The organism is Nostoc sp., from assembly GCF_036918245.1.
Taxonomy (GTDB): domain Bacteria; phylum Cyanobacteriota; class Cyanobacteriia; order Cyanobacteriales; family Nostocaceae; genus Nostoc.
Genome location: NZ_JBALEF010000071.1, coordinates 118225 through 142088, shown reverse-complemented (window position 1 = coordinate 142088; position 23864 = coordinate 118225). Strand labels below are relative to the sequence as shown.

Annotated in this window: 19 protein-coding genes and 2 pseudogenes; 11 read left to right on the top strand and 10 right to left on the bottom strand. The window is 39.6% G+C overall.

Annotated elements, in window-relative coordinates:
• The first annotated feature begins 357 nt into the window (after nucleotides 1-357).
• Complete coding sequence (locus tag V7L12_RS20470) at nucleotides 358-1437, top strand: ParM/StbA family protein (protein ID WP_335087198.1); 1080 nt, start codon at nucleotides 358-360, stop codon at nucleotides 1435-1437.
• A 361-nt stretch (nucleotides 1438-1798) separates the two neighbouring features.
• On the opposite strand, the gene V7L12_RS20465 is transcribed toward V7L12_RS20470, so the two are convergent.
• The 3 genes from V7L12_RS20465 to V7L12_RS20455 all read right to left on the bottom strand — a co-directional run bounded on the left by V7L12_RS20465 (nucleotide 1799) and on the right by V7L12_RS20455 (nucleotide 4436).
• Nucleotides 1799-2116 carry a helix-turn-helix domain-containing protein gene (locus V7L12_RS20465; RefSeq protein ID WP_335086997.1) on the bottom strand — a complete coding sequence of 106 codons (318 nt, stop codon included), beginning with the start codon at nucleotides 2114-2116 and terminating at the stop codon, nucleotides 1799-1801.
• Nucleotides 2088-2483 (bottom strand): type II toxin-antitoxin system RelE/ParE family toxin, encoded by a 396-nt coding sequence (locus V7L12_RS20460; protein ID WP_335086995.1) that lies wholly within the window; start codon nucleotides 2481-2483, stop codon nucleotides 2088-2090. The genes V7L12_RS20465 and V7L12_RS20460 overlap by 29 nt, the downstream gene beginning before the upstream one ends.
• A 198-nt stretch (nucleotides 2484-2681) precedes the next feature.
• Nucleotides 2682-4436, bottom strand: a complete 1755-nt coding sequence (locus V7L12_RS20455) for an N-acetylmuramoyl-L-alanine amidase (RefSeq protein WP_335086993.1) — start codon at nucleotides 4434-4436, stop codon at nucleotides 2682-2684.
• A gap of 84 nt (nucleotides 4437-4520) precedes the next feature.
• On the opposite strand from V7L12_RS20455, the gene V7L12_RS20450 reads away from it, so the two are divergent.
• From V7L12_RS20450 to V7L12_RS20440, 3 genes are all read left to right on the top strand, one after another.
• Nucleotides 4521-6158, top strand: coding sequence for a CTP synthase (locus V7L12_RS20450; protein WP_335086991.1), 1638 nt, complete (start codon nucleotides 4521-4523; stop codon nucleotides 6156-6158).
• 158 nt (nucleotides 6159-6316) lie between these two features.
• The gene (locus tag V7L12_RS20445) at nucleotides 6317-6739 is read left to right on the top strand and encodes a hypothetical protein (protein WP_335086990.1); all 423 of its coding nucleotides are present in this window, start codon (nucleotides 6317-6319) and stop codon (nucleotides 6737-6739) included.
• 585 nt (nucleotides 6740-7324) lie between these two features.
• A complete protein-coding gene (locus V7L12_RS20440; RefSeq protein WP_335087196.1) occupies nucleotides 7325-8269 on the top strand; it encodes an SDR family oxidoreductase in 945 nt (314 codons plus the stop codon).
• A gap of 203 nt (nucleotides 8270-8472) precedes the next feature.
• Here V7L12_RS20440 and V7L12_RS20435 read toward each other — a convergent pair whose 3' ends face one another.
• The 4 genes from V7L12_RS20435 to V7L12_RS20420 form a co-directional block, all read right to left on the bottom strand.
• Nucleotides 8473-9111 carry a type I restriction endonuclease subunit R gene (locus V7L12_RS20435; protein ID WP_335086989.1) on the bottom strand — a complete coding sequence of 213 codons (639 nt, stop codon included), beginning with the start codon at nucleotides 9109-9111 and terminating at the stop codon, nucleotides 8473-8475.
• 3 nt (nucleotides 9112-9114) lie between these two features.
• Nucleotides 9115-10017, bottom strand: coding sequence for an ROK family protein (locus V7L12_RS20430; RefSeq protein WP_335086987.1), 903 nt, complete (start codon nucleotides 10015-10017; stop codon nucleotides 9115-9117).
• Between the two features lie 89 nt (nucleotides 10018-10106).
• Complete coding sequence (locus tag V7L12_RS20425) at nucleotides 10107-10316, bottom strand: hypothetical protein (RefSeq protein ID WP_292858707.1); 210 nt, start codon at nucleotides 10314-10316, stop codon at nucleotides 10107-10109.
• Nucleotides 10317-10381: 65 nt separating this feature from the next.
• A complete protein-coding gene (locus tag V7L12_RS20420; RefSeq protein WP_335086983.1) occupies nucleotides 10382-11278 on the bottom strand; it encodes an ABC transporter permease in 897 nt (298 codons plus the stop codon).
• Between the two features lie 227 nt (nucleotides 11279-11505).
• On the opposite strand from V7L12_RS20420, the gene V7L12_RS20415 reads away from it, so the two are divergent.
• Together V7L12_RS20415 and V7L12_RS20410 are read left to right on the top strand one after the other, a co-directional pair.
• Complete coding sequence (locus tag V7L12_RS20415) at nucleotides 11506-11745, top strand: hypothetical protein (RefSeq protein ID WP_335086981.1); 240 nt, start codon at nucleotides 11506-11508, stop codon at nucleotides 11743-11745.
• Nucleotides 11746-11909: 164 nt separating this feature from the next.
• The gene (locus V7L12_RS20410; protein ID WP_335086979.1) at nucleotides 11910-12158 is read left to right on the top strand and encodes a putative toxin-antitoxin system toxin component, PIN family; all 249 of its coding nucleotides are present in this window, start codon (nucleotides 11910-11912) and stop codon (nucleotides 12156-12158) included.
• Between the two features lie 46 nt (nucleotides 12159-12204).
• On the opposite strand, the gene trxB is transcribed toward V7L12_RS20410, so the two are convergent.
• Nucleotides 12205-13578 carry a thioredoxin-disulfide reductase gene (gene trxB / locus V7L12_RS20405; RefSeq protein WP_335086978.1) on the bottom strand — a complete coding sequence of 458 codons (1374 nt, stop codon included), beginning with the start codon at nucleotides 13576-13578 and terminating at the stop codon, nucleotides 12205-12207.
• Nucleotides 13579-13685: 107 nt separating this feature from the next.
• Between trxB and V7L12_RS20400 the strand changes: the two are divergent.
• The 5 genes and pseudogenes from V7L12_RS20400 to V7L12_RS20380 all read left to right on the top strand — a co-directional run.
• Nucleotides 13686-13811 (top strand): annotated as a pseudogene (locus tag V7L12_RS20400) (Uma2 family endonuclease); the annotation flags it as partial.
• A gap of 101 nt (nucleotides 13812-13912) precedes the next feature.
• The gene (locus V7L12_RS20395) at nucleotides 13913-14479 is read left to right on the top strand and encodes a type IV pilin-like G/H family protein (protein ID WP_335086976.1); all 567 of its coding nucleotides are present in this window, start codon (nucleotides 13913-13915) and stop codon (nucleotides 14477-14479) included.
• A 139-nt stretch (nucleotides 14480-14618) separates the two neighbouring features.
• Nucleotides 14619-16838, top strand: a complete 2220-nt coding sequence (locus V7L12_RS20390; protein WP_335086974.1) for an O-linked N-acetylglucosamine transferase, SPINDLY family protein — start codon at nucleotides 14619-14621, stop codon at nucleotides 16836-16838.
• 171 nt (nucleotides 16839-17009) lie between these two features.
• Nucleotides 17010-17428: pseudogene (locus V7L12_RS20385) on the top strand (XisH family protein).
• Nucleotides 17416-17751: a XisI protein gene (locus V7L12_RS20380; protein ID WP_334958981.1), complete on the top strand. Its 336-nt coding sequence runs from the start codon at nucleotides 17416-17418 to the stop codon at nucleotides 17749-17751. The pseudogene V7L12_RS20385 and the gene V7L12_RS20380 overlap by 13 nt, the downstream one beginning before the upstream one ends.
• Here V7L12_RS20380 and V7L12_RS20375 read toward each other — a convergent pair.
• Both V7L12_RS20375 and V7L12_RS20370 read right to left on the bottom strand, forming a co-directional pair.
• On the bottom strand, nucleotides 17748-22610 hold the full coding sequence (locus tag V7L12_RS20375) for a glycosyltransferase (RefSeq protein ID WP_335086971.1): 4863 nt from the start codon (nucleotides 22608-22610) through the stop codon (nucleotides 17748-17750). The genes V7L12_RS20380 and V7L12_RS20375 overlap by 4 nt on opposite strands.
• A 25-nt stretch (nucleotides 22611-22635) precedes the next feature.
• Nucleotides 22636-23850, bottom strand: a complete 1215-nt coding sequence (locus V7L12_RS20370) for an aminotransferase class I/II-fold pyridoxal phosphate-dependent enzyme (protein WP_335086969.1) — start codon at nucleotides 23848-23850, stop codon at nucleotides 22636-22638.
• Between the last annotated feature and the right edge of the window lie 14 nt (nucleotides 23851-23864).

Sequence of the window (23864 nt, the reverse complement as noted above, 5' to 3'; positions counted from 1 at the left end):
GCTGGAGAAAAGGACAGACAAGCAGGCAAGCATCACAGACAAGTTGCAAATGAATTAACAGACAAATACGCCAATTTAGAGAAGAAATATTATGAATTTGCTGATCAGAGCAAAAGGCAGATTAATGATTTAACTCGCCAACACGCATTAGATGAAGTAGAAAAAGACTGTTTGCGTTTAGCAGTACGACTGCAACAAAATCTCATTTCCTTAATGTGGGAGATTGATAGAGAACCTACAACAGATGCTTTAAACAGGTTTCAAGCAGCAGTGGAACAAACTAACCAAGTTCTCTACCAATTAAAAGAGGAGCTAATTATTGTTCCTAATGATTACTATGCAAGCCTTTTAACAGCAATAGCAGCAACTAAAAAAATCAACACTATAAAATCCAGCGATGCTGGCAGTAAAGCTATTCTCAGTGTTGATTTAGGCAGAAGCAGCACAAAGACTTGTGTGAGCTGCGAACCTAATAATGTGGTGTTTATTCCTGCCAACGTGAAGCAAATCTCATTTGAACAAATTCGTGGGGGTCTTTTTGAACCTAGAGCTACTGACCCATTAATGGATTTATGGATGGAACATCAAGGTAGTGGTTATGCTGTTGGTCAATTAGCAGCTGAGTTTGGTGCAAATCTCGGTGTTGGACAATCTAAACTTGAATCTGCATTGATCAAAGTTTTGGCAAGTGCTGCCTATTTTAAACTTCAAGATGAAATATCCGTAGCGATAGGTTTACCTTTCTTTTCCTTAAAACAATTTGAGATGGAGAAAGCACAGTTAATTAGTTTGATTGCTGGCCCACATAAAATAAACTTCCGTGGTGAATCCGTATGTTTGAATATTTCTAAAGTATGGGTAATGGCGGAAGGTTATGGTAGTTGGCTCTGGTCTGAATCTCAACCTAGAAACCATCTAAATGTTCCTGATTTGACAAAAATTCCCGGGGCTATTGTTGATATTGGTTATCAAAACATTAATATGATTATGATAGATAACTTCCGGTTTGTTAGAGATGCTTCTAAGAGTGAAGACTTTGGTATGAACTTTTTTTATGAACTGCTAGCTGCCGAAATAGAAGGCGCTGATAGTCAATCTTTAACCTTCATTGCTGTTGCGAATAAACCTAGAGGCCATCGCTTCTATTTTCCTAAAGGTGCTAATAAACCCACCAACTTAGATGATTTCCTTCCTAACCTCACAGAAATGTTTTCCCATGAAGTTTGCTCCCATGTCCTCGCTTGGTTGCCAGAGCGTGTAACTGATGTGATTATTACTGGTGGTGGCGGTGAATTCTTCTGGGATGACGTTCAACGTCTGCTTAAAGAAGCAAAGATTAATGCCTGTTTAGCGGCATCCTCTAGGCAAGCTAATGCCTTGGGGCAGTATATTTATGCAGAAGCGCAATTGTCTAGCGTTCACGCTACTAGGTCATAAAACTAATGTTACTTTGAATTTATCTCAAAGGGAAGATAATTTTTTGTAGATGTAAAGGTTCATCTAACATACCAGTAAAAAAATGAAAATTAAACTTTCTCATGATATTAAACACTTATCGCAACATTGAGCAGGAACTAGCTAAAGAATAGCGATTACTGAATATTGACGCTACCGAAGAATATTCAAAATTATCTACAATTTCTAAAACACCAGCCCCTGAAAATCCATGTAAAGGTTTTGCATCAGGATGCTTTCACCATGTTGTGCCAAATCCAGAGCATAACCCATTACATCTTGTACTTCTTCAGGAAACTCATTTAAATCATCAAGATAGCGTCACTTTCCTCAAAAATAACCCTTAATCAATCACGCTATTCAATCCCCGTTTTTTAACTAGGTGCAACAGCTTAAGAGCAGTGCCACTGGGACGTTTCTGACCGATTTCCCACTTTTGAACCGTTGATAGACTTGTATTCAAAATCGCAGCAAATACTGCCTGGCTGACATGAGATGATTCCCGTATTTCCTTAATTTGCTTAGGTTCTAGCGGTTCAATCTCAGACAAGCACAGAGTGTCGAATTCACGCAATGTAGTTTGATCCATCAGTCCAGCCTTGTGCAGCCCCGTAGCCGTTTCGTGAACGGCTTCAAGAATCGCTGATTTCTTCTTCGCCATTGCAAATTACCTCCATCAATTCATCTTCCAGCTTGGCCTTTTCGAGATCCTCTAGCGTGTAAGATAACAGCACCGATGCCAGCTTTTTTAATGCTTCTTCTTCTTTTTTGTTAATGTTACTGCGCTCGTTTTTCGGGAAGCCGAAAACAAAAAACCAGCAATTTCCCTTGTTGGTCGCTACCAGTGTGCGGAAGCCACCACACTTACCTTGTCCAGAGCGGGCAATCCGCTTTTTGAACAGTCCGCCTCCTAGATCGGCTTCGTAAAGTCCTGCCGTCATTTCGTTTACAGCCGCACAGAGACTAAGGTCGTTTAAACCCTCTTTGCGTGCCCAACGGTCAAACCATCGGGTTTTATAGATTATCATGCTATGGTCATTGCCTTTGCTTATCATATAGCACTTGGTGCTATGTTTGGCAATACACTACAAAAGTCAAAAAGCTTGAACAAAGACTGATCGCAACATTGAGTAGGAACTAGCTTAAAAAGAGCGATGGGCTACGCCCCGCCGGAGGCGATCGCACTCCACCAAATACAATGAGGAACTAATGTTGTATCTGCAAATTTATTTAATACTCATAAACCACTCAGTAATCCCTTGAGCGATCGCATCAGCCATTTTCTTCTGTTCCTCTGGGTTCACTATCTGCTCAAATTCATCAGGATTGCTCATAAAACCCAATTCCAACAATACCGATGGTGCAGCTGTCGGACGTGTCAGCGCCAGGTTATCCCAAAACACACCATAAGAAGGTCTACCGATTTTTTTAACTACATAGTTGTGTAAAAACATTGCGAGGTTATGGGCTTGGGGTTGATACCAAAAAGCGGCAAATCCCTTGATTTTTTCGGCATCACCATCATCGGGTAAAGAATTGTGATGTATGGAAATAGAAATGCATGGTTCTTCTTGACTGATAATTGCCTGACGTTCTACTAGGGAAACCTCCTTATCATCCTCCCGTGTCATCACTACCGTTGCTCCTTCTTTCACCAACTCGTCGCGCAGCAACTTAGATACCACCAAATTCACATCTTTTTCTAAATATCCAGTTGGGCCACTGGCACCAGATTCTTTACCGCCATGCCCTGGATCTAGTACAATCTTGAAATTAGCTAAAAGCTTGCGTCTTGTGTTCCCGATTTTAGGCGGATGACGCAAAGCCAAAACCAGGGTTGTACCGTCGTATCTCAGCTTGTATCCCCACTGTTGAGCTTTTTTGAGGTTAAAGGTGTATTTTACTTGTCCTGGGGCTTCCTGTTGCCAGTCTAGGCGATAAATTAGGGGGTCATCATCCAGGCGAATTATGTCCGTTTGGGCAGTGGTATTGTAGAGAGTGAGAGCGAAAGCACCCTCGCTTTGTTGCACGCTCACAGGTACGGGAACTTGTAAGGGGAAAACTATCTCTGTCGCACCAGGGAGTTGACGGTATCCGACACTGCGAATTATTGTTTGTGGCGGAACTGCACCAGGTAGAATGCGGGTTTCTTTACTATTAATCCAAGCGCCATAATCTAGGCGCAACCATTCACCTTCCCTACCTGTAACTGTTGCGCGCGTGCCTTTGGGTAGTGGTGTGAGTCGAGAATAATCGGTGCTAGGGCCAGTACGAGCAACACCTGACTCTACTGTAACCTCAGAAACTGGCAACTGTGCTCTTGAGAGGATTTCAATCTTACCAGATCCTGATTGAGTTATCGTCTTGCCGTCAAGCATCAGTTGAAATTGAGGTTTTCCCAGATCGGCGGCTGTTGCCACTGTGGTGCAACCTTGATAATTGCCTACGCTAGACTGGGCATGAGGCTGATTTTGCCCTGTCAAAGCTGCCAAATTACTTGGTAGTTGTGCCTGTTGAGGTTGGGGTGAAAGAGCAATAGTTTGATTAGCCAGGGTTACAGAGACATTAGCGTTAGGGGGTGCGATCGCACCAAAACAAATTACTTCTCCCGGTAATCTGGCAATGTCAACTGCGGGAGTCAGGGAATCTTTCGCAAAGGCTACCCCCTGTGGTAGTTCAGGGCTAGCGTTAAGCCTGATCACCTTAATCTTAAGTTCTTGATTCTGGCGACGCACAGTAAAAAGATTTTCCCCCAACTGCAAGGGGAAACTAGGGGAAAAATGACCAGCTTTGCTGCGAGTAATTGGCTTACTATTGATCAAAACCTGACCATCTGGTGGTGCAGTGCCCAGAAAGAAGATTTTTTGGGCACTTGTCTGGTAGTTTGTCTGGGGAAAAACGACTATAAGAGATGGCTCTGCCAATGCTACCGAGGAGGTGAGAATACAGCCTAATATTACTAATCCTAAGAGGTTTTTCACAGCAAATCACAGAAGATGACACCACAACAACTGTGGCACAATGACGGGATGTATTTTTAGAAGTTGTTAGAAATTCAAACTACTATGACTAAGTTTATCTTTGTTACTGGAGGCGTAGTTTCCAGTATTGGTAAGGGCATTGTAGCAGCAAGTCTAGGGCGTTTGCTCAAGTCGCGCGAATATTCGGTGTCGATTCTCAAACTCGACCCTTATATCAATATCGATCCTGGGACGATGAGTCCCTTTCAGCATGGGGAAGTATTCGTTACCCAAGATGGTGCGGAGACAGATTTAGACTTGGGGCATTACGAACGCTTTACCGATACATCGATGTCGCGCTTAAATTGTGTGACTACTGGCTCGATTTACCAGGCAGTTATCAATAAAGAGCGGCGCGGAGATTACAATGGCGGTACTGTACAGGTAATTCCTCATATTACCAATGAAATTAAAGAGCGGATTCTGCGAGTTGCTAAAAGTACAAATCCTGCTGTAGTAATTACAGAAATTGGCGGGACGGTGGGAGATATTGAATCACTGCCGTTTTTGGAAGCAATTCGCCAGTTCCGTAAAGAGGTGGGACGGCAGAATGTGCTGTATATGCACGTCACGCTGGTGCCGTGGATTGCCTCTGCGGGTGAAATGAAAACTAAGCCAACACAGCATTCAGTTAAGGAACTGAGATCCATTGGCATTCAACCAGATATTTTAGTTTGTCGGAGCGATCGCCCCTTACCCAAGGGATTAAAGCAGAAATTGTCGGGATCTTGCGATGTACCGGAAGAATGCGTCATCACTTCCCAAGATGCCAAAAGTATCTATGAAGTACCGCTGAATCTAGAACGGGAAGGAATGGCAGAACAAGTGCTGAACTTACTGCAAATGGAACAACGTAAACCAGATTTGACGCAGTGGCAAACCCTGGTAAAACGTTTACATAGTCCCAAGCACGAGGTAGAAATTGCCATTGTTGGTAAATATGTGCAGTTAAGTGATGCCTATCTATCTGTAGTGGAAGCGCTGAACCATGCAGCAATCTCCACCTATGGCAAACTGCGTCTGCGTTGGGTGAACTCAGAAGATTTGGAAACTGAAGCAGCCGAAAATTCTCTTGAGGGTGTCGATGGCATAGTTGTACCAGGAGGTTTCGGGGTTCGGGGAGTCGATGGCAAAATTGCCGCGATTAAATACGCCCGCGATCGCCAAATTCCCTTCTTGGGTTTATGCCTGGGAATGCAATGTTCCGTGATTGAATGGGCCAGGCACGTAGGGGGATTAACAGGTGCTAATAGTGCTGAATTTGACCCTTACACAATTGATCCGGTAATTAATTTATTGCCAGAACAGCAGGAAGTAGTGGATTTAGGGGGTACAATGCGCTTAGGACTATACCCTTGTCGTGTTCTCCCTGATACTTTAGCTTTTAAGCTTTATCAAGAAGATGTGATTTATGAACGACATCGACACCGCTATGAGTTCAACAATGCTTACCGCGATTTGTTGTTAAAGTCTGGCTATGTGATTAGTGGTACTTCTCCCGATGGACGTTTAGTTGAAATTGTGGAATTACCCAAGCACCCATTCTTTCTTGCTTGTCAATTTCATCCAGAATTTCAATCACGCCCCAGTACACCTCATCCCTTATTTAAAGGGTTCATTCAAACAGCGATCGCTCTTTCTCTTTCGACATCTAGTACACCAACGCCATTGGAGGTGTCATAACAATTCATAATGACGCTCGTTCGCTCTTAGCGTCTCCCCTTGGGAGAAGACTCGCTAACGCTGCGCTAACAAAATTAATTACAACATTAACTTAAGGCTTCAGCAGATTTGGACATACAGGGTGCATCATTCGTAAATTTCGGACTTGAGGAGATGTTGTGGCGTACTGGGTGAAAATCCTTTACGAAAGGAAAGAATATGTAGTAAATTTTGAACGTGTCCATGCTTTTTGTTATGAACTGAATGGCAGAGTTACTTTTTGGCTACCCGATAGTGCTATTCCCATAGTAATTAACCCACAAAGTAACCTGGAAGACTATCAAAAAATTCTCAATTATTTAGAATGTGTGACAGGATTAGAATTAGATTGTGCCCACTGGGTGAAAATAATTTACGAAAAAAATGAATATGTAATTAATCTTAACTGTATCAGTTCTTTTTGTCATGAACCGAACGGCAGGATAACTTTTTGGTTGCCAGATGGCACTATCCCCATCATCATTAATCCTGTGAGTAATCCGGAATCTTATGAAAAAGTTGTGAAATACGTTCAGAAAGCAACAGGATATTCTTTGTCTTAGTATTAATTAGTAAGGTCTGCCCAACTTTTTGTTACTGCTGGGATCTGTTTGCTCTTATGTGTCGTGGGTTATTGTATTTTGATCAGTACTGGAATTACTAAGTGGTGTTTGGCTATAACCTTGAGATTGGGTTAACTTTTGGTCAGGCTATGGTTCACAATTTGGTCATTTAAGAGATAAAGGCACACTTAGAGAATAGCGTTTCTGGGCAACGCCTACGCCAAAAGCCTATAAAGGATCAATGTTAATACTTAATAATATAAATGATTTTGCGTAAGAGTTATTGAAGTATTCAAATATTACATTTTGAAGCGTGAAATGTGGATTTTACAGTTGATTTTGATTTCGTCTGAATACGCAAGGGTTTGATCTCAAGCATAGACAAGAGATTTGAGTTACTTCAAGGAGAACACAACGTAGAGAACAATATCGAAACTCCTGTGATTTTTGATAAAATGCCGACAGTTTTGGAGATCGGTTGAGACGGTAGTTTGAAGGCTATCTGCTGGTGTTCAAGATTAAGCTGAATGACAGAGTTTTTCTTGAAAAAGAGGAGATTTGATTGTGAGCTAAACCGTTGTTGTAATTGGTGGAACATCAGGTATGGGGCTGGCAACTGCACAGGTACTCAGCAGTGAAGGGTATCGCGTCATCATTTCTGGTCGTTCTCAAGACACGATCAACAAGGCACTCTCTGAAGTTGCGGGGGACTGTACGGGATTTCCACTTGATTTCACAGATGCTGCCTCGGTTGCATCCTTCTTTGAGCAAGTAGGTTCTCTCGACCATTTAGCATTAGTTGGTAGCGGGAAAGCAGTGTGGGGCAATTTTCGTGATCTGAAACTAGAGGATCTAAAAGTTGCATTCGAGCAAAAGTTTTACGGTTTTTTCTTGTGTACTCAAGCGGCTTTAGGCAAACTTCGTGCTGATGGTTCGATCACGTTTGTCATCGGTGGTGCAAGCCGTTCAGCAATCCCCGGTACAACTGGGGTGGCTGCGGTGAATGGCGCAATTCAAGCAATGGCATTCACGATGGCAAAAGAGCTTGCTCCTCTACGTGTGAATATTCTCTCTCCCGGTCTGTTTGACACTCCGGTTTATAATTGGATGACTCCTGAGCAGAAAGCAGATTTTTTTAAGCAAATGGGCGGAGAGTTACCTGTTGGGCGGGTTGGAAAACCTGATGAAATTGGTCAAGCAGTTTCCTACTTTATCAAGAATGGATTTACGACAGGAGCGATATTAGATGTAGATGGAGGGGACGGTTACATTAAGTATTGGTTGAATCAGTTAGGTTGCTTTAGAAACCTAACCAGTCTGTTTTCTGGTAGTCGGGGTGTTGGCCTGGAGCAGCGCGATCTAGCTGAGGGGCAGGTGGCGCATGAAACGATCGCAGAAGTCTATATGCAAGCATTACACAACAAAACTGCTCAAGGCAAAACCTTTGAAGTCTATAACGAGAAAGGCAATCCACTAACGAATTGGAGCGCTGCCTTTGCTGCATTGCTTTCTGGCGCAGTATTCCACTAGACGTAACTCTATGCCTGACTAATAAAATTAATGGTTTGCTCGTTAGTTTGCTAGAGATTAGTTTTTATCAGTTGCTGGTGTAAATCGCTTGTGTACTGCATATAGATTCAGCATTTCAAGTGAAGTAACACAATTTGATACAAATTTGGCTAGAACCCTTGAGATGCCCTTAACTTTTGCTCAGGTTATGGTTCACAATTTGGTCATTCAGGGGGTAAAAGCACGATTAATTCTCCAAGGCGCTTCAATATACTGAGTACTTGGTGTAGTTCTAAATCACGTTCAATTGAGAGCGCATAAGATCGTGCATACCACGGATGTTCTTGTTGAATCAATTTGACAAAAACAAATTCCCTACCGTTGATTAGTAAACCAAAAGTCGGTTGTGCAGGATTTGGACGATCAAGCATATAAGCTAGTGCTTGAGGTAGGGCTGTCATCACATCAAATTTACTGCTTTTAGATTCGATCACAAGTACCCAAAAATGTTTTTGGATGACAAGAACATCAATGTTTCCTTTAACGATAAAGCTCTCGTCTTCAGCAGAAATCTCAACAGAAGTCTCGGTTTCAATCTCAAAAGGAAGTTGATAAAACCCAGCTAAATCGAGTAAAGGAGACAGTACTACCATCTTTACCGCCTCTTCTGACATCAGACGGTGCTTATTCAAGTTTAAATAGTTGCTTTTTACTCGCGCGATCGCTTGCTTTTCACCATCAGTCAGAGTTGGTAAATTTTCTGTCCATTCTGTAAAGAAATTGGTGTCTGTGGCAAGTTGTAAACCAAATTTTTCTTCTAATTCGTAAAGACTGATGTCTCTAGCTGGGATTGTTTGAACCATAATTTAAAATCTTGAATAGTGTTGCCATGCCAACTTTGCTGCACCTACTATCCCGGCAAAATTGCCTAACTCTGCTGGCAATATTTGTAAACCCGCTCGTGATAAAGGCTGAACTCGCTTCTCAATTTCTGCCTTTACACCTGGTAAGAAAAACTCAAAGCTGCCACTGATACCGCCACCAATCACGATCGCTTGCGGTGTGAGTACATAAATCAAACTCGTCAAACCAATTCCCAAGTTTATACCATATTCTTGCCAAAAAGTCAATGCTGCGGGATCTCCTTGTTGAGCAAGAAAACCCAATTCGACGGGTTCTTTGAGAGTGCGGCGGCGAATTGCAGTAGCACAGGCATATTGTTCCAAAGAGCCTCGATTGCCACTATTACAAATTGGGCCATCAGGATTTAATGAAATTAAACCCAACTCTCCAGCGGCTCCTTGATGTCCAATAAATAGTTTGCCATCAAGGATAATTGCGCCACCAACCCCAGTACCTAAAGTTAGCAGAATCAGATTTTGAAAGTGGCGACCGGCTCCTAGCCAAGCTTCTCCCAAAAGAGCGCAGTTGGCATCGTTAGCGATCGCAGTCGGTTTGCCAGTTTTAGCTTCCAACCAGTCTGCTAAAGGCACATCGATCCATCCAGGTAAGTTAATAGCGATTTTGGCAATGCGTCCTGCGGCATCAGATGGGCCAGGAGTACCAACACCAATAGCAACAGCTTGATTATCTGGATCGATTTGAGCGATCGCATCTATCAGCACCGCCAGCACAGCCTCCGGCGTTGTTGGTTGGGGAGCTGCCACAGTCAGAGATTGCAGACAAGTACCATCATCTGCAAAACGCCCCAGCTTAATTGCTGTTCCCCCGACATCAATGCCAATTACTTGAATTTTGTCATTTGTCATTTGTCATTTGTCATTTGTCATTTGTCCTTGGGCATGGGGCATTGGTAATTGGTGAACAGCTATTCCCTATTATTGGGCGCGAGTCGTTTTCAACCCCGATCTGTTCGCATAGTGTCTCCGCTTGGGAGAAGACGCGCAGCTTTCAACTCCGATTTCTGTAAATTAGCAAAAGTCGTGCTACGGAAACTCGATTGCTCTTGCCAAGCTGTAATTGGCGCACCTCTTAAGATACCAGCAAGAGCAACGGAAAGGATAAACCCGCCAGTAGCGGCAGCAATTAATGTTAGATTATCTTTCATACAAATCTCTGTATTGTTATTTGTCATTTGTCCTTTGTCATTTGTCCAAAACTAATGACCAATGATTACTGTCGGATTCTATTTTCTCTCCGTAATCGGGGATTGACAAATTCATTTAACCCCTCACCAAGTAGTGATAACCCTACCACCATGAATGTCATCGTTAAACCAGGGAAAAGGGTAGTCCACCAAATGCCAGTAGGTAGAGCTTCTAGGGCTTGTTTTAAATCATGTCCCCATTCTGCCACTTCTTCGGGAAGTCCTAGCCCCAAAAAGCCTAAACCCCCCAACACCAAAATCGCATCAGCGGCATTGAGTGTAAATAGGACGGGTACGCTTTGAATGACGTTGAAAAACAGATAACGAGAAAGCACAACCCAAGTGGAAGCGCCCATTGCTTGAGCAGCTTCGATGAACACTTCAGTTTTCACGCTCACGGTGTGGTTGCGAACAACCCGGTAATATTGGGGTATGTAGGCAATGCTAATAGCGATCGCTGCATTTAATATCCCACGCCCCACCACAAACGCCAGTGTCACAGACAGCAGTAGCCCCGGTAGAGTGTAGATGCTGTCCATAATAAATAGCAACACTTTATCCAACTTCCCGCCGAGATAACCACTGAGCATCCCCAAAGGCACACCGATAATCATACTCAGTGCTGTTGCCAAAATCACCACCTGCAAAGCAGCTTGAGCGCCGAACAATGTTCGGGAGAAGACATCATAACCCAGGCGACTAGTACCAAACCAATGTTTAGCTGAGGGTGGTTCATGAATTGGATTAGAAAGAAAATCTTTGGGGTTTTGTAGCCATCCCCAAGCCTGGAATACAGGAGCGAAGAATGCCAGGAAGACAAAAAATAGGGTAATGGCTAACCCGATGAGCATGAGTTTTTGGGAAAGATTGAGACTTTTGCCAAACTGTAAAAATGTCGGTAGCCGCCGTTTTGTAATGGCCATAAAGCGATCGCCTGGATCAAGCAAGATACGCTGACCATTTTACATATTAGACAGGGGATTGCGTAAACATCCTGGATAAAAGTCCAATTTCTTGAGTGGTGGTTACAGAGCTAGACTGAGTAAGAGGTGAGATTATGCCTTATTTTTGCTAGAGATAAATTATCAGCCAGTGTCACCGCAGAGGTTAATCATTTCCAGTAGACAAAGACCAAGTTAATGGAGGAATTATGAACGCTTATAAAAAATACATCACCATTACAGATCCAAGTCAATTAATATTATCTGATTTACCTTTTCAGGTCGGACAGAGAGTAGAAATAATTATATTAGCTGAGGATAACCCAAGAGCGAAAATCAGTAAAAAGCTGAAAGATTTATTTGACAAAACACAGTCTTTACCAGGAGTGCAAGATATTACAGAAGCAGAAATTGAAACAGAAATTGAAGCTTATCAACGCGGAGAATGAAAGTTTTTATTGATACTACTATTTTAGTTTCTGCTGTCCTTAAGGGTAGAGTACCAAGGGATGTTCTTCAGTTTATTTTTGATAATCCTGATTGGTAATGGATAGCTTCTGAAGAAATTGTTGTGGAATATAAGGAGGTATTAAGTCGCAGAAAGTTTAAGTAGTTGACGGATGAAGTGATATGTGAATGGGTTGAAATTATCGATACATTTATAACACTAATTGATGTCAAATTGGAAGTTAATTTTCCCACAGATAGAAAAGATGAAAAGTTTCTAGCTTGTGCTATTGCAGCAGAAGCAGATTTTTTGATTACGGGTGATTCTGATTTTAATCAGGCGCAAACCTTGGTAAATACAACGATTATTTCTGTCTCTTTATTTAACAGGTTAGTTTGCGATGTAGGGGGGTGAGTATTGGACATTAGTAACTGTCCCCCATTCCCCACTCCCCATTCTCTTACAGATTGCTCTCAATCAACTGGCGGTATTCACTCTTTTGCTTCACGCCTTTGACTTCCTTTACTAGTTCCTTATTTTTGAACAGTTGAACCGTTGGCGTTCCTGTCACACCAGCATTTTCAGCAATATCTCGGTCTTTGTCGATGTCAATTTCCACAAAGTGAATTTTGCTGTCAAATTCATCCACCACTTTATTTAAAATTGGCTTCAGGGTATGACAAGGGCCACAACCAGGAGAGACGTATTTAACAAGGAGTAAGCGATCGCTTTCATGGAACAATTTCCGTAAAGCATAACCTCCCTCATGGCGCGTCCCATCCAAATTAAATCCAGCTTCTTCCTCGGCTTCGGTTTTCTTCGCAGCTGGCTGATGTTCTAATTCATTATCTGCTGTTTCTTGCTGTTGATGAAATTCTTGAATCAAGCCAGTGGATGACAACCAACGTTCTGCCAACATCGCCGCCATACAACCAGTACCCGCAGCCGTAATTGCTTGCCGAAACTCATGATCTTGTACGTCGCCAGCAGCAAAAACGCCTTCTACACTGGTTTCCACTGTACCGTGCTTGGTGACAACGTAACCTATCTCATCCAGTTCTAATTGTCCTTTAAATAGAGAAGTATTGGGACTGTGACCAACTGCGTAGAATAAACCTTTAGCGTGCAGTTGGCTCTCTTCACCAGTTTTAGTATTTCGGACTTTCACCCCTTCCATGTGACCATTACCGAAGATATCCACGGCTTCTGTGTTCCAATGGACTTGGATTTTTGGGTTACTCAAAACGCGGTCTTGCATGGCTTTAGAAGCCCGCATTTTATCGGTGCGTACCAACATATTCACCTTAGAACCATACTTGGTAAGGTAAATTGACTCTTCCGCCGCCGAGTCGCCAGCACCAATTACAGCCAATTCTGCACCGTGAAAAATCGGTGTTGCACCATCGCAAATCGCACAAGCGGAAATACCCCGACTCCAAAATTCATGTTCATTGGGTAAACCCAAACGCTTTGCAGTTGCACCAGTAGCAATGACGATGCTATTGGTTTTAATTTCCCTTTCTTGCGATCGCACTGTAAAAGGACGCTGACTCAAGTCAACTGATATAACATCTTCAGTATATAGTTCAGCTCCCCAGCGCTCCGCCTGCGCCTTCATCTGATCCATCAGTTCCGGCCCGGTAATTCCTTTAGGAAATCCCGGAAAATTCTCAACTTCCGTCGTTGTCATTAGTTGCCCACCAGGTAAACCCCCGGCTTGGAAACCTTCAAATACAACGGGTTTCAGGTTAGCGCGTCCGGCATAAATGGCAGATGTGTACCCTGCTGGCCCAGAACCGATAATTACTAAGTTTTCTACTGTAGAGTTAGTCATGAAAATATCCGAACTCATAACGACTACGCTTAATATAGCATAAAAAATTATGATTGGCTACGCCAGGTGGTAAGCGATCGCAAACGAATGAATATAAAAGAGGACAACTCGAAAAAAGAAACCTGCGATCGCCTGACGTGTCTTTTGTTAAAGCTGAACGACTGAAGAAAACCAAGCGCAACTTTGTAGAGTTAGTTCCAGACCTAATGGTTGAGATTAAATCTAAAAGCGACATCTCCCCAAACTTTTTTTCTGGAGGTGATAGGAAAGCGATCGCAGTTGGGTAAGTTACATCTAGAACACCCAAGCACTTCCTACCCCAGGGTAAACACTTATGAAAACCGAATTAAAAGCCAAGTTTCTCCAACACATCCTCGCCAAAAAGAAAGGAGATGAGGGTTTTACACTTATTGAATTACTAGTAGTAATTATCATTATCGGTATTTTGTCTGCGATCGCTCTGCCTTCTTTCTTGAACCAAGCTAACAAAGCCAAGCAGTCAGAAGCTAAAACTTATACAGGTTCCATGAACCGCGCGCAGCAAGCTTATTACTTAGAAAATACTACATTTACAGATTCAATTGGTGCTTTAGGTCTTGGTATTGCAACACAAACCGTAAATTACGAATACTCGGCTGTCTTGCTGTCAGGCAGTACTAGTGTAGTAAGCAACCAAGCAAAAGTAAGAGTTACCACTGCACCTCTCAAAAGCTATATTGGTATTGTAGAGGTGACAAACCAAGCTGCTACCAGTGAAGCTACTACCGTGGCTATTTTGTGTGAAGGTAAAAATGCTATGGTTAACGGTGGTAAAAATGCAGATACCGCTACAGTTGCCTACACCGCTGGAGCACCTGTTTGTCCCAACGCTGGCACCGACTTCGTATCTTTAGCTAAGTAATTAACCAATGACAGACGGTATATAAATTTTCTCTCAACTAGATGTTTTCCAAAGTGGGTAGATGCTTCTATCCACTTTATTTCTGTTATGTGAGTTGTTCATAAGTATATTTCTCATAAAATTTTCTCAGAGAATTACAATGATTACTGATATATATAATTGGCAAAACCAAGCGGAACAATACTTCATTCAAGAAAAATATTCACAAGCAGCACAGTTATATGAACAAGCAATAGCCATAGAACCAAATGCTATTTCTTATTATTGGCATTTAGGGTTACTATTCCTATTACAAGGGCAAGAAGCAGAAGCTCAAATGACTTGGATGCTGCCAATGACAGAGGCAGATGAAGAACAGTTACAAATGTGGACAGATGAACTATTTCAAGTTTTGCAAATAGAAGCTGAAAGACGTGCAAGACTGGGAAAATATTCTGTAGCTTGGTTAATTCGTCAGCATATACGAGAAATTAATCCTAGTGATATCAATAATTTGCTTCAAATTCTTCTTCTTTCTATCAAATTAGAAAAATTTGAAGAAATTAATGATTTAAATGAATGGGGATTAATTGAAAGCTTAAATGCAAAAGAAAATATAGAAGTTAATTCCGAATTATTAATCCAAGTTTTAAAAGATTTTTTAAGTACTGTTCCCTTACATCCAATTAATTTAAATTTAATAGAAGCTAGTCTTCCTTATTTCTCTGATACTCATCAATGCTTCTGTATACTGCTCCCTGCTGCTATTCAACTTGGTCATACTTTGCGGCAGCCTTTACTAGCAGCATCTGTGCTAAAATTGCATTTACAATTAGAACCAGATAATGTAGAAATTTTGCGGCATTTAGCAACTTTTTATCAAGATGCTCGTAATTATTCTCAAGGGATAGAAACAGCTAGGTTATGTTATTCCCTATCAGAAGGTTTAGCTGATAAAATTTTTGCGCTCCATCTGTTGTTAAGGGGTCTAATGTCAGCAGGGGGATATTGGCAAGAGATATGTACAACTTGCCAAGAATTAGAAACTGTATATAAACAGTTTATTAAAGCTCAACCAATTCCTTTAGAAGAAGGAAGAATATTACGGTTACTTACGCCAGCCTTTGCAATACCTCATATTAAAGATGCTCCTGCTGAATTTCGAGCTGTTCATAATCAGGTAGCTGAAATTTTTGACTTTTATATTAAAGCTTTTGCCCAATCAGAAGGAAAAATCTATTGTCACAAAAATATCAATAGAAAAAACTTATATTATTCTACGAAGAAAATAAAAGTTGGTTATATATCTTATGCTTTAAGAAATCATTCTGTTGGTTGGCTAGCTCGCTGGTTATTTGAACATCATGATCGAGATAAATTTGATATTCATACCTATTTTGTGAACTATAAATTAGTAGATGATTTTCTCCGGGATTGGTATGTAGAAAAAGCAGGCAATGCTCATAAATTAGGCATAGATGGTCTAGAAATTGCTGACCAGATATATCAAGATGAAATTGATATTTTAATTGACCTTGATAGCATCACTTTAGATATTACCAGTGAAGTGATGGCACTCAAGCCAGCCCCAATTCAAGTTACTTGGCTGGGGTGGGATGCATCAGGCATACCTGCAATTGATTACTTTATCGCAGATCCTTATGTACTGCCAGATAATGCACAAGATTACTATACAGAAAAAATTTGGCGATTACCCCAAACTTACATAGCAGTAGATGGCTTTGAAGTGGGTGTACCAACTCTCCGCCGCGATGACTTGGATATTCCTATGGATGCCGTTGTATATCTCAGTGCCCAAAGAGGATATAAACGTCATCCAGAAACCACAAAATGGCAAATGCAAATTATTAAACAAGTACCTAATAGCTATTTTTTGATTAAGGGGCCTGCTGAGGAGGATACAATTAAACGCTTCTTTTACCAAATTGCCGAAGAAGAAGGTGTAGATTGTTCTCGGTTACGATTTTTACCACAAGTTTATTTAGAGTCAGTTCATCGTGCTAATTTAGGCATTGCTGATATTGTATTAGATACATTTCCCTACAATGGAGCGACAACAACTTTAGAAACATTGTGGATGGGTATCCCTTTAGTGACAAGAGTTGGTGAACAATTTGCAGCGCGTAACAGCTACACCATGATGATGAATGCGGGTATCACAGAAGGTATTGCCTGGACAGATGAAGAGTATATAGAATGGGGTGTGCGCTTGGGGAAAGATGAGGCTTTACGCCAGCAAGTTGCTCTGAAACTGAAAGCATCGCGACAAACAGCACCACTGTGGAATGGCAAACAGTTTACCCGTGAGATGGAAAAGGCTTACGAGCAGATGTGGCAGAGCTATATTCAGGGAAAATAAGCTCGTAGTGAGCGCTTGAGCGCTCAAAATAACCTCTTACAGCAATTTCTAGGTAAATAAACCACAGATTATTGTAACTTTAAGGAAGCCTATATCTATGAGGTGCTTGCCTATGTTGCATGGCGGGCTTAAGAGGTAATATAAAAATAAGAAATACAATTGTGGATAAATATGTCTGCTAAAAATGTCTTTCATGAAGTTGTCAAAAAAGCTTTGCAGAAGGATGGTTGGCAGATTACTCATGACCCCCTCTCAATTAGCGTGGGTGGTGTGAATGTCTCTATTGATTTAGCTGCTGAAAAACTCATTGGTGCAGAACGAGAAGGAGAAAAAATTGCTGTTGAAGTTAAAAGTTTTTTGGAGAAATCATCTGCAATCTCAGAATTTCATACAGCATTGGAACAGTTTATCAACTATAGAGGCGCATTAAGGCGACGACAGCCAGAGCGTGTTTTGTATTTAGCAGTACCTTTGACAACTTATAAAACATTTTTCAACTTGATTTCCCCCAAGCCATGATTGAAGAGAATCAAGTCAAAATGATTATTTATGATGTAGAGCAAGAGGTTATTTTCAAATGGATAAACTAGCCCACTATCGCCAGATAGTACAGCAGATATTACAGGAGTATAGTGAGCAAAAACCCTCTGATGGTAATATAGACGTTGAGAATATTTTTGATATAGAACGTGACCATTACCAGGTAGTCCATGTAGGCTGGGAAGGTCAAGATTGGGTACATAGTTGCATCATCCATATTGATATTAAGGGTGAAAAAATTTGGCTTCAGTGGAATGGTACAGAAGATGATATTGCAGCAAATTTAGTTACTATGGGAGTTCCTAAAGAGGACATTGTGTTAGGGTTTCAGTCTCCTTTCATGAGGAAGTTTACAGAATATGCAGTGGGTTAGAGAGGTGTCATCTCTAATTTAGATGCGCTCAAGCTATCTACATCGCAAAAGGGGAGATATTCTGCTTTCGCTTGTGCGATCGCAGATTGATTATCTGTTGTTAAAGCAATTCGAGTATCAATTCTAGGCAAAAGAGTTTTCCATTGTGCATCACTTAACTTACCTAGCAAAGAAATTTCTGGCCCCTCAGTTATATCTACATCATCTTCCATGAGCAAATTCATGGTCAAAGACGATAAAAGCATATCGGCTTCTTCTTCAGAAATATTGTGAGTATTAATTAGGAGAGTTATGTGGCTTTTATCTGGGTGAGTAGTGAGAGTAGAAATGACACTCGCTAAATCTTGATACAGTAGGTCTTCTGGCTGTAACCAGTCTGGGAAAATGATTAAGTTGATATCTCCTAAGCGGAAATTTTGACTCAGGGTATCTGCAAGATATTTACTAAATAGTTGTTGGAAGAGGCTGCCTATTTTAGCTGAGTAAGCGCGGCTATCTAGAAAACTAGGATTAGCTTGCATTTTTTCCTTGATTTGGGTGCTCTTTTGTTGGCGTAATTCAGGATCGGTTCCGAGTGCGATCGCTAACTCTATATAAGACTCTTCACTATCTGCAACTAAATCAGGTATATCTAATGCTTGCACTATTGCAGCCCCCATTGCAGAGCGAAAGCTAGTTCCCCGTCTAGCAATTACTGGTAAATTAACCTGTAATGGTTCTATCAAAGAAGTTGTTCCCGCAAATGGAAAAGAATCTAGATAAACATCGGCAATTTTGAAGTATTCTTTAACTTCTTCGCGATTTGGTACTGGCTGAGGATCTAAGACTATCAGTTGTTCTGCTGATATTCCATACTTTGAAAATACTTTATTTAAGTGATTCACAAAAGCTTTTTTAGGATAACTGTTTGACCAATTCGGGCCAAATGGCAGAAGCACTAAAACAGAGTTAGGAACTCTAGAAATTATTTTTGCCCAAGCATCAATTAGTTCAGGGATGATTTTAAAGAAGTTAGCACCAGAGATAAAAATAACTGTTTCTTCAGATATACCCAAACTTTCTCGCTCAACTTTGACAGTTACATTTTCTTCTTCATTACCATAACTAAAGCAATGAGCAGTTCCTTCAAGTTTCACCAACTTTTCTTGATATTGCTGTTCTGCCGTTGCTGATGAATCGGTTAGTGTACCAGAAATGTAATAATCTATATGCCGCATTCCTGTTGTTACAACAGATCCGCCACTTGTGACTTGTATTCTAGCTAACCGATGTATTGATAAGAAGCAGATTTGATTGGTTACTGCCGTCACATTGGTAGCAATAAATAATATATCGAGATCATCAGCACGAATAATATTTACCTGTTCTGCTAAATTTTGCGGTAGTAGTTTAAAGGAGTTTGCACAGCTTTGGCAATATTGCTCTAATTGATGACCAGCTTGATTAAGAGAATACAAAATTACTTCAAAATCTCTACTGATATACTCATAAACAGGCAGGTAAGCAAATGTTTCAGAACCAGGTAGAAAATGTGCAGCTAGGACACCCAAGCGAATTTTTTTTCTGGTTATAGGTCTATCAACAAACTCGTAATCTACCTCATAACCCTTAATTTTTAGTAAAAATTCTATAATTTCTGCACGTTTAACATAGATGTCTTTCAGATTATGCTCATTAAAATATAGGGGAATAAAATTAGAAATAGACGCAAAATTACTAACGGTTTTATCCCATAACTGAGAATCAGAATTTTGTAATATTGATGTGTGTAAATAATTAATAGATTCCTGCATATAGTAATAGTAATTATCTGCCTCACACGGTTCTTGAAAGTGAACTGGGGAAGAAAATAGGAATTGTAAATAGTCCTGAACTAACCAACGGGGTATGTGAGAGAGGTCATACTGTAATGGTAACTGGTCAGCACGGCAATACAGCATAGCTGCTAGTAAACTCTGAATTGCTTTTGACCGATCAAAACCTTGAGATATACTTGTAACAATATCATTAGTAAAAATCTGTTCTTCATCAGTCAGACTTTCATATTTGATGCTACTATTCACTAACATTTTATGTGTTTTACCTAGCAGACCCAGATACATATCTGTTATCTGCTTATCTGAAGCATTCAGACATTCTTCTGCTATTTGTTTTCGCAACTCCTGCAATTGTGCATTTTCTTCACTCAAAGCTGCATATCTATAAAGAGCTTGTTGTCTCGTTGCTTCAGGATATCGTTTATCACTATAAATTCTCTGAAATAGTTTTTGGTAATCTAATAAAATAGCATCCTTTAAAGCAGCATTTCGACGAGTTTGTTGTTGTAGATGTATCCTAAAGTGAGATAAAACTTTGTCAACAAAACCGATTTTGTATTGACTCATAATTCTAAGCCACATTTCTAAATCTACAAGTTGACAAAACTCAGAATTAAATAATCCTACTTTTTCAAAAACATCTTTTCTAATTAAGACTGTACTAGGCTCTCCAACTTTATTAATTGGGCTATCAAGTATATTTGAGTCTTGCAAAAGTTGTTGTCCTGATTGAATCAGCTTCAGTCTTGACCAAGCTTTGTGTATATCCTTAGCTTCATGATGCATTAAAAAATTTGAATCATAGACGGAATCGTGAGTATTAGTAAAAAGTTTTCTTGGCGAAAAAACTAAACCTATCTCTTCATCTTGTTCAGCCAAATAAACCATTTCTTCAATAGCATTTGGTTCTAATAAATCATCTTGAAATAAAAATTTTACATATTTTCCTTTAGCTTGAGAAATACAATAATTCCAATTATTAGCTAATCCATATCTTTCATGCTTAATAACAAAAAATAATATCTCAGATATATTTTTTAAACTATTGACTATTTCTAGAGTCTGGTCATTTGAATTATCATCTGAAACAATAATTTCTATATTTCTATATGTTTGAGATAAAACACTGTTGATTGCTTCTGCTATAAAGTCCTTTCCATTGTAAGTAGGAATACAAATACTAACTAATGGCTCTCCTTGTAATAAATTATTTTTCTTGTAAATAGTTTGTTGCTGTGATTTATTTAATTCATTCTTATCTGCTAATTGAGCTTCATATATAAGCAATGAATCTGCTCTAGTTTCACGATTCCTTAGTTCAGGTATCTCACTCAATCCCCATGCAACATCTTTGATATTGGTATAACCTGTTTCAAAAAGTCTACGATTTAACTCTTCTCTATCGTAAAGCCACTGATGACCCCACCAACGAAAAGAAATATTTAGCATTTCAGCACGAGTTTTAATAAACTTGAATTCTGGCCAATTCAACCATTCTTGATTTTGCCACTCTTCAGAATTGTATTTCTGCACAACATACTCTAAAGAAGGCATAGCTATACGTAATATTCCCCCTGGCTGTAAAACCCGATAACACTCACGCAGAAAAAATATAGCTTCTTCAACTGTCAAATGCTCTAAAAAATGCTCATTATATATCAATGCACAGGAATCATCATCAAAAGGAAGTTTTTGTGCCGCGTTACAAACTAAATCAACAGCTTTTTTATCTTTATCTATATCTATATTTATCCAATTATCAAATTTAATATGTCCGCACCCGATATTCAATTTATAAGGTTTATCAAAAGTAGATAAAATTAAATGTTTAGCACTAAATTCTTCCCAATTAAGAGCCGGAATTCTTTCTAATCCAGATGAATAAATTGCTTGTTCGTCTTCTCCACTGAAAATTATTTTTCCTGTAAGAAGAGGTAGGATATTTCGCCATTTAATTTGACTTAGATTTCCGGTAAAAGAAATTTGTACTTCCTCACTTATTTCTATTTCTTCCTCCATATAAAGATTCATAACGATAGTGGATATATACAAGCTTGCATTTTCTTCGCTGATATTATTAGTACATATCAGTAAAGTTATTTCATGCTTATTAATATGACTATTTAATCCTTTAATAAGATTAGCTAAATTTTTATATAATAATTCATCCGACTGATTCCAATCTGGAACAATAATTAAGTTGGTATTTCTTAACTGCAAATATTCTTTCAAATCAACGGATGAAGAATTAATTAAGTCTTCATCCTTTAAGACATTAGCTAGTTGTTGAGAGTAGAATTTTATTGATGTATTTATAATTGCTTGATATTGAGAATTAAAATCATATTTTATAGTATCAAGCATTCTAATAGTTTCTTTTATTTGGTATTCTCGGCTTTTACCAGACCATACTCCTTTTGCATGAACCCTATATGCTGACATCACTTCATCAATATATCCGATTTTTCCATGCTGTGCATTTAAAATATGGAAAGTCCAATCTCCCATACTTTGTTCATAAAACCAATCGGGAAACTTTTGTACTAAACCAGCACGATACATGACTGAAGGAGTGGAAATAAAATTGTTTATTAACAAATTTTCTATAGTAGATGTTTTTGGCTGATTGTGTAAAAAAATTGCAGGTGAGTAACTATTATCTTGCCAAAAGACTAATACATTGTGAAAACATATAGAAAAGTCTAGGTTTTTATCTAAAAAATCTACTTGTTTTTGTAGTTTTTCACTAGAAGTCCAGTAATCATCACCTTCTAAAAGTGCGATATACTGACCTTGGCAAGCTTGCAACGTATTGATAAAGTTTTTGTGCATACCAATATTTTTATCAGGCAATAACAACCGAATTTTTTCGGGATAATTCTTTTGATAATCAATAATAATTTGGCGTGTATTATCTGTAGAACAATCTTCCCCTATAACAACTTCGTATTCAAAATTAGTTTGCTGCATTAAAATACTTTCGATTGCCTGGGCAATATAAATTTCATGATTATAGGTAATCATTAAAATACTTACTTTCATCCTTTTACCTCTAAGATGATAAATTTTAGATATGTGAATAAAATTGGACTTTGGAAAGCTCGCAACTATTTGCGACGACTAACTTGATAATTTGACAAATTTTGCTAATATCTTCTGGTTTTAATGCCGTGCCTGTTGGTAGGCAGAGTACTCGTTTTACAAGTTTTTCAGTTTCAGGTAGCAATAGCTTATTATGAGGAAAATAAGAACGATAAGGTTCCATATTATGGCAACCTGGATAGAAGTACCTGCGAGCAATAACATTTTCAGACTGTAATATTTCAACTAAATAATCTCGGCTTATACCAAAATCCTTTTCATCAATTTCTAAAATAATATACTGATAATTACATTTTTGTGTTTTGTCATAAGTAATAAGCTTTAGTCCAGGAATCCTCTGCAATTCTTGTTCATATTGTTGGTAATTACGATAATTGATAGCAACAAAATCTTCTAAGCTTTCAAGTCCTGTCAACCCCATTGCCGCTGATGTCTCGTGCATTTTCCCATTTGTACCAATATAGATAACGTTATCAAGACCGGCAAAACCAAAGTTAGTCATGAGGCGAATTTTTGCGGCTAATTCATCATTATTAGTCACAATTGCTCCGCCCTCAAATGTGTTCAAAAATTTAGTAGCATGAAAACTAAAAACTTCGGCATCTCCAAAGCTACCAATCATACGTCCTTGATGTGAACAACCGAAAGCATGAGCTGCATCAAACATTAATTTTAAGTTGTGGGTATGAGCAATTTTACTTAAAGCCTCCACATTACAAGGACGGCCCCACAAATGAACGCCAATAATACCTGTAGTACGTGGAGTTATTAATTGCTCTATTTGCTTTGGATTTATGTTGTGGGTTTCAGGGTCGATATCACAAAATACAGGGGTAATTTCTTGCCATTGTAGAGCGTGTGCAGTTGCAATAAAGGTAAAAGAAGGGACAATAACTTCGCCTTTTAAACCCGCAGCGCGGATAGCTATTTCTAATGCTACTGTAGCGTTACAGCTAGCAATACAATGCTTTACTCCGACAAATTCAGCAATACGTTGCTCAAATTCTTGTACATAAAGGCCGTTGTTTGTTAGCCATCTTCTATCTAAGATGTCATTGATGCGATTAAGTAAGTGTTCGCGGTTTCCAATATTAGGACGACCAACGTGTAATTTTTCAGTGAATGTTGGTCTGCCATCAAAAATGGCTAAATCACTAAGGTGTTTTTTTATCAAAACCATATTGATAATATATT

What these genes read in the sequence shown, in the direction of transcription:
- V7L12_RS20430 (WP_335086987.1), bottom strand. Translation starts at nt 10,017, where the DNA reads ATGACAAATGACAAAATTCAAGTAATTGGCATTGATGTCGGGGGAACA.
- V7L12_RS20450 (WP_335086991.1), top strand. Translation starts at nt 4,521, where the DNA reads ATGACTAAGTTTATCTTTGTTACTGGAGGCGTAGTTTCCAGTATTGGT.
- trxB (WP_335086978.1), bottom strand. Translation starts at nt 13,578, where the DNA reads ATGACTAACTCTACAGTAGAAAACTTAGTAATTATCGGTTCTGGGCCA.
- V7L12_RS20380 (WP_334958981.1), top strand. Translation starts at nt 17,416, where the DNA reads ATGGATAAACTAGCCCACTATCGCCAGATAGTACAGCAGATATTACAG.
- V7L12_RS20415 (WP_335086981.1), top strand. Translation starts at nt 11,506, where the DNA reads ATGAACGCTTATAAAAAATACATCACCATTACAGATCCAAGTCAATTA.
- V7L12_RS20465 (WP_335086997.1), bottom strand. Translation starts at nt 2,116, where the DNA reads ATGGCGAAGAAGAAATCAGCGATTCTTGAAGCCGTTCACGAAACGGCT.
- V7L12_RS20375 (WP_335086971.1), bottom strand. Translation starts at nt 22,610, where the DNA reads ATGAAAGTAAGTATTTTAATGATTACCTATAATCATGAAATTTATATT.
- V7L12_RS20460 (WP_335086995.1), bottom strand. Translation starts at nt 2,483, where the DNA reads ATGATAATCTATAAAACCCGATGGTTTGACCGTTGGGCACGCAAAGAG.
- V7L12_RS20395 (WP_335086976.1), top strand. Translation starts at nt 13,913, where the DNA reads ATGAAAACCGAATTAAAAGCCAAGTTTCTCCAACACATCCTCGCCAAA.
- V7L12_RS20420 (WP_335086983.1), bottom strand. Translation starts at nt 11,278, where the DNA reads ATGGCCATTACAAAACGGCGGCTACCGACATTTTTACAGTTTGGCAAA.
- V7L12_RS20425 (WP_292858707.1), bottom strand. Translation starts at nt 10,316, where the DNA reads ATGAAAGATAATCTAACATTAATTGCTGCCGCTACTGGCGGGTTTATC.
- V7L12_RS20435 (WP_335086989.1), bottom strand. Translation starts at nt 9,111, where the DNA reads ATGGTTCAAACAATCCCAGCTAGAGACATCAGTCTTTACGAATTAGAA.
- V7L12_RS20390 (WP_335086974.1), top strand. Translation starts at nt 14,619, where the DNA reads ATGATTACTGATATATATAATTGGCAAAACCAAGCGGAACAATACTTC.
- V7L12_RS20370 (WP_335086969.1), bottom strand. Translation starts at nt 23,850, where the DNA reads ATGGTTTTGATAAAAAAACACCTTAGTGATTTAGCCATTTTTGATGGC.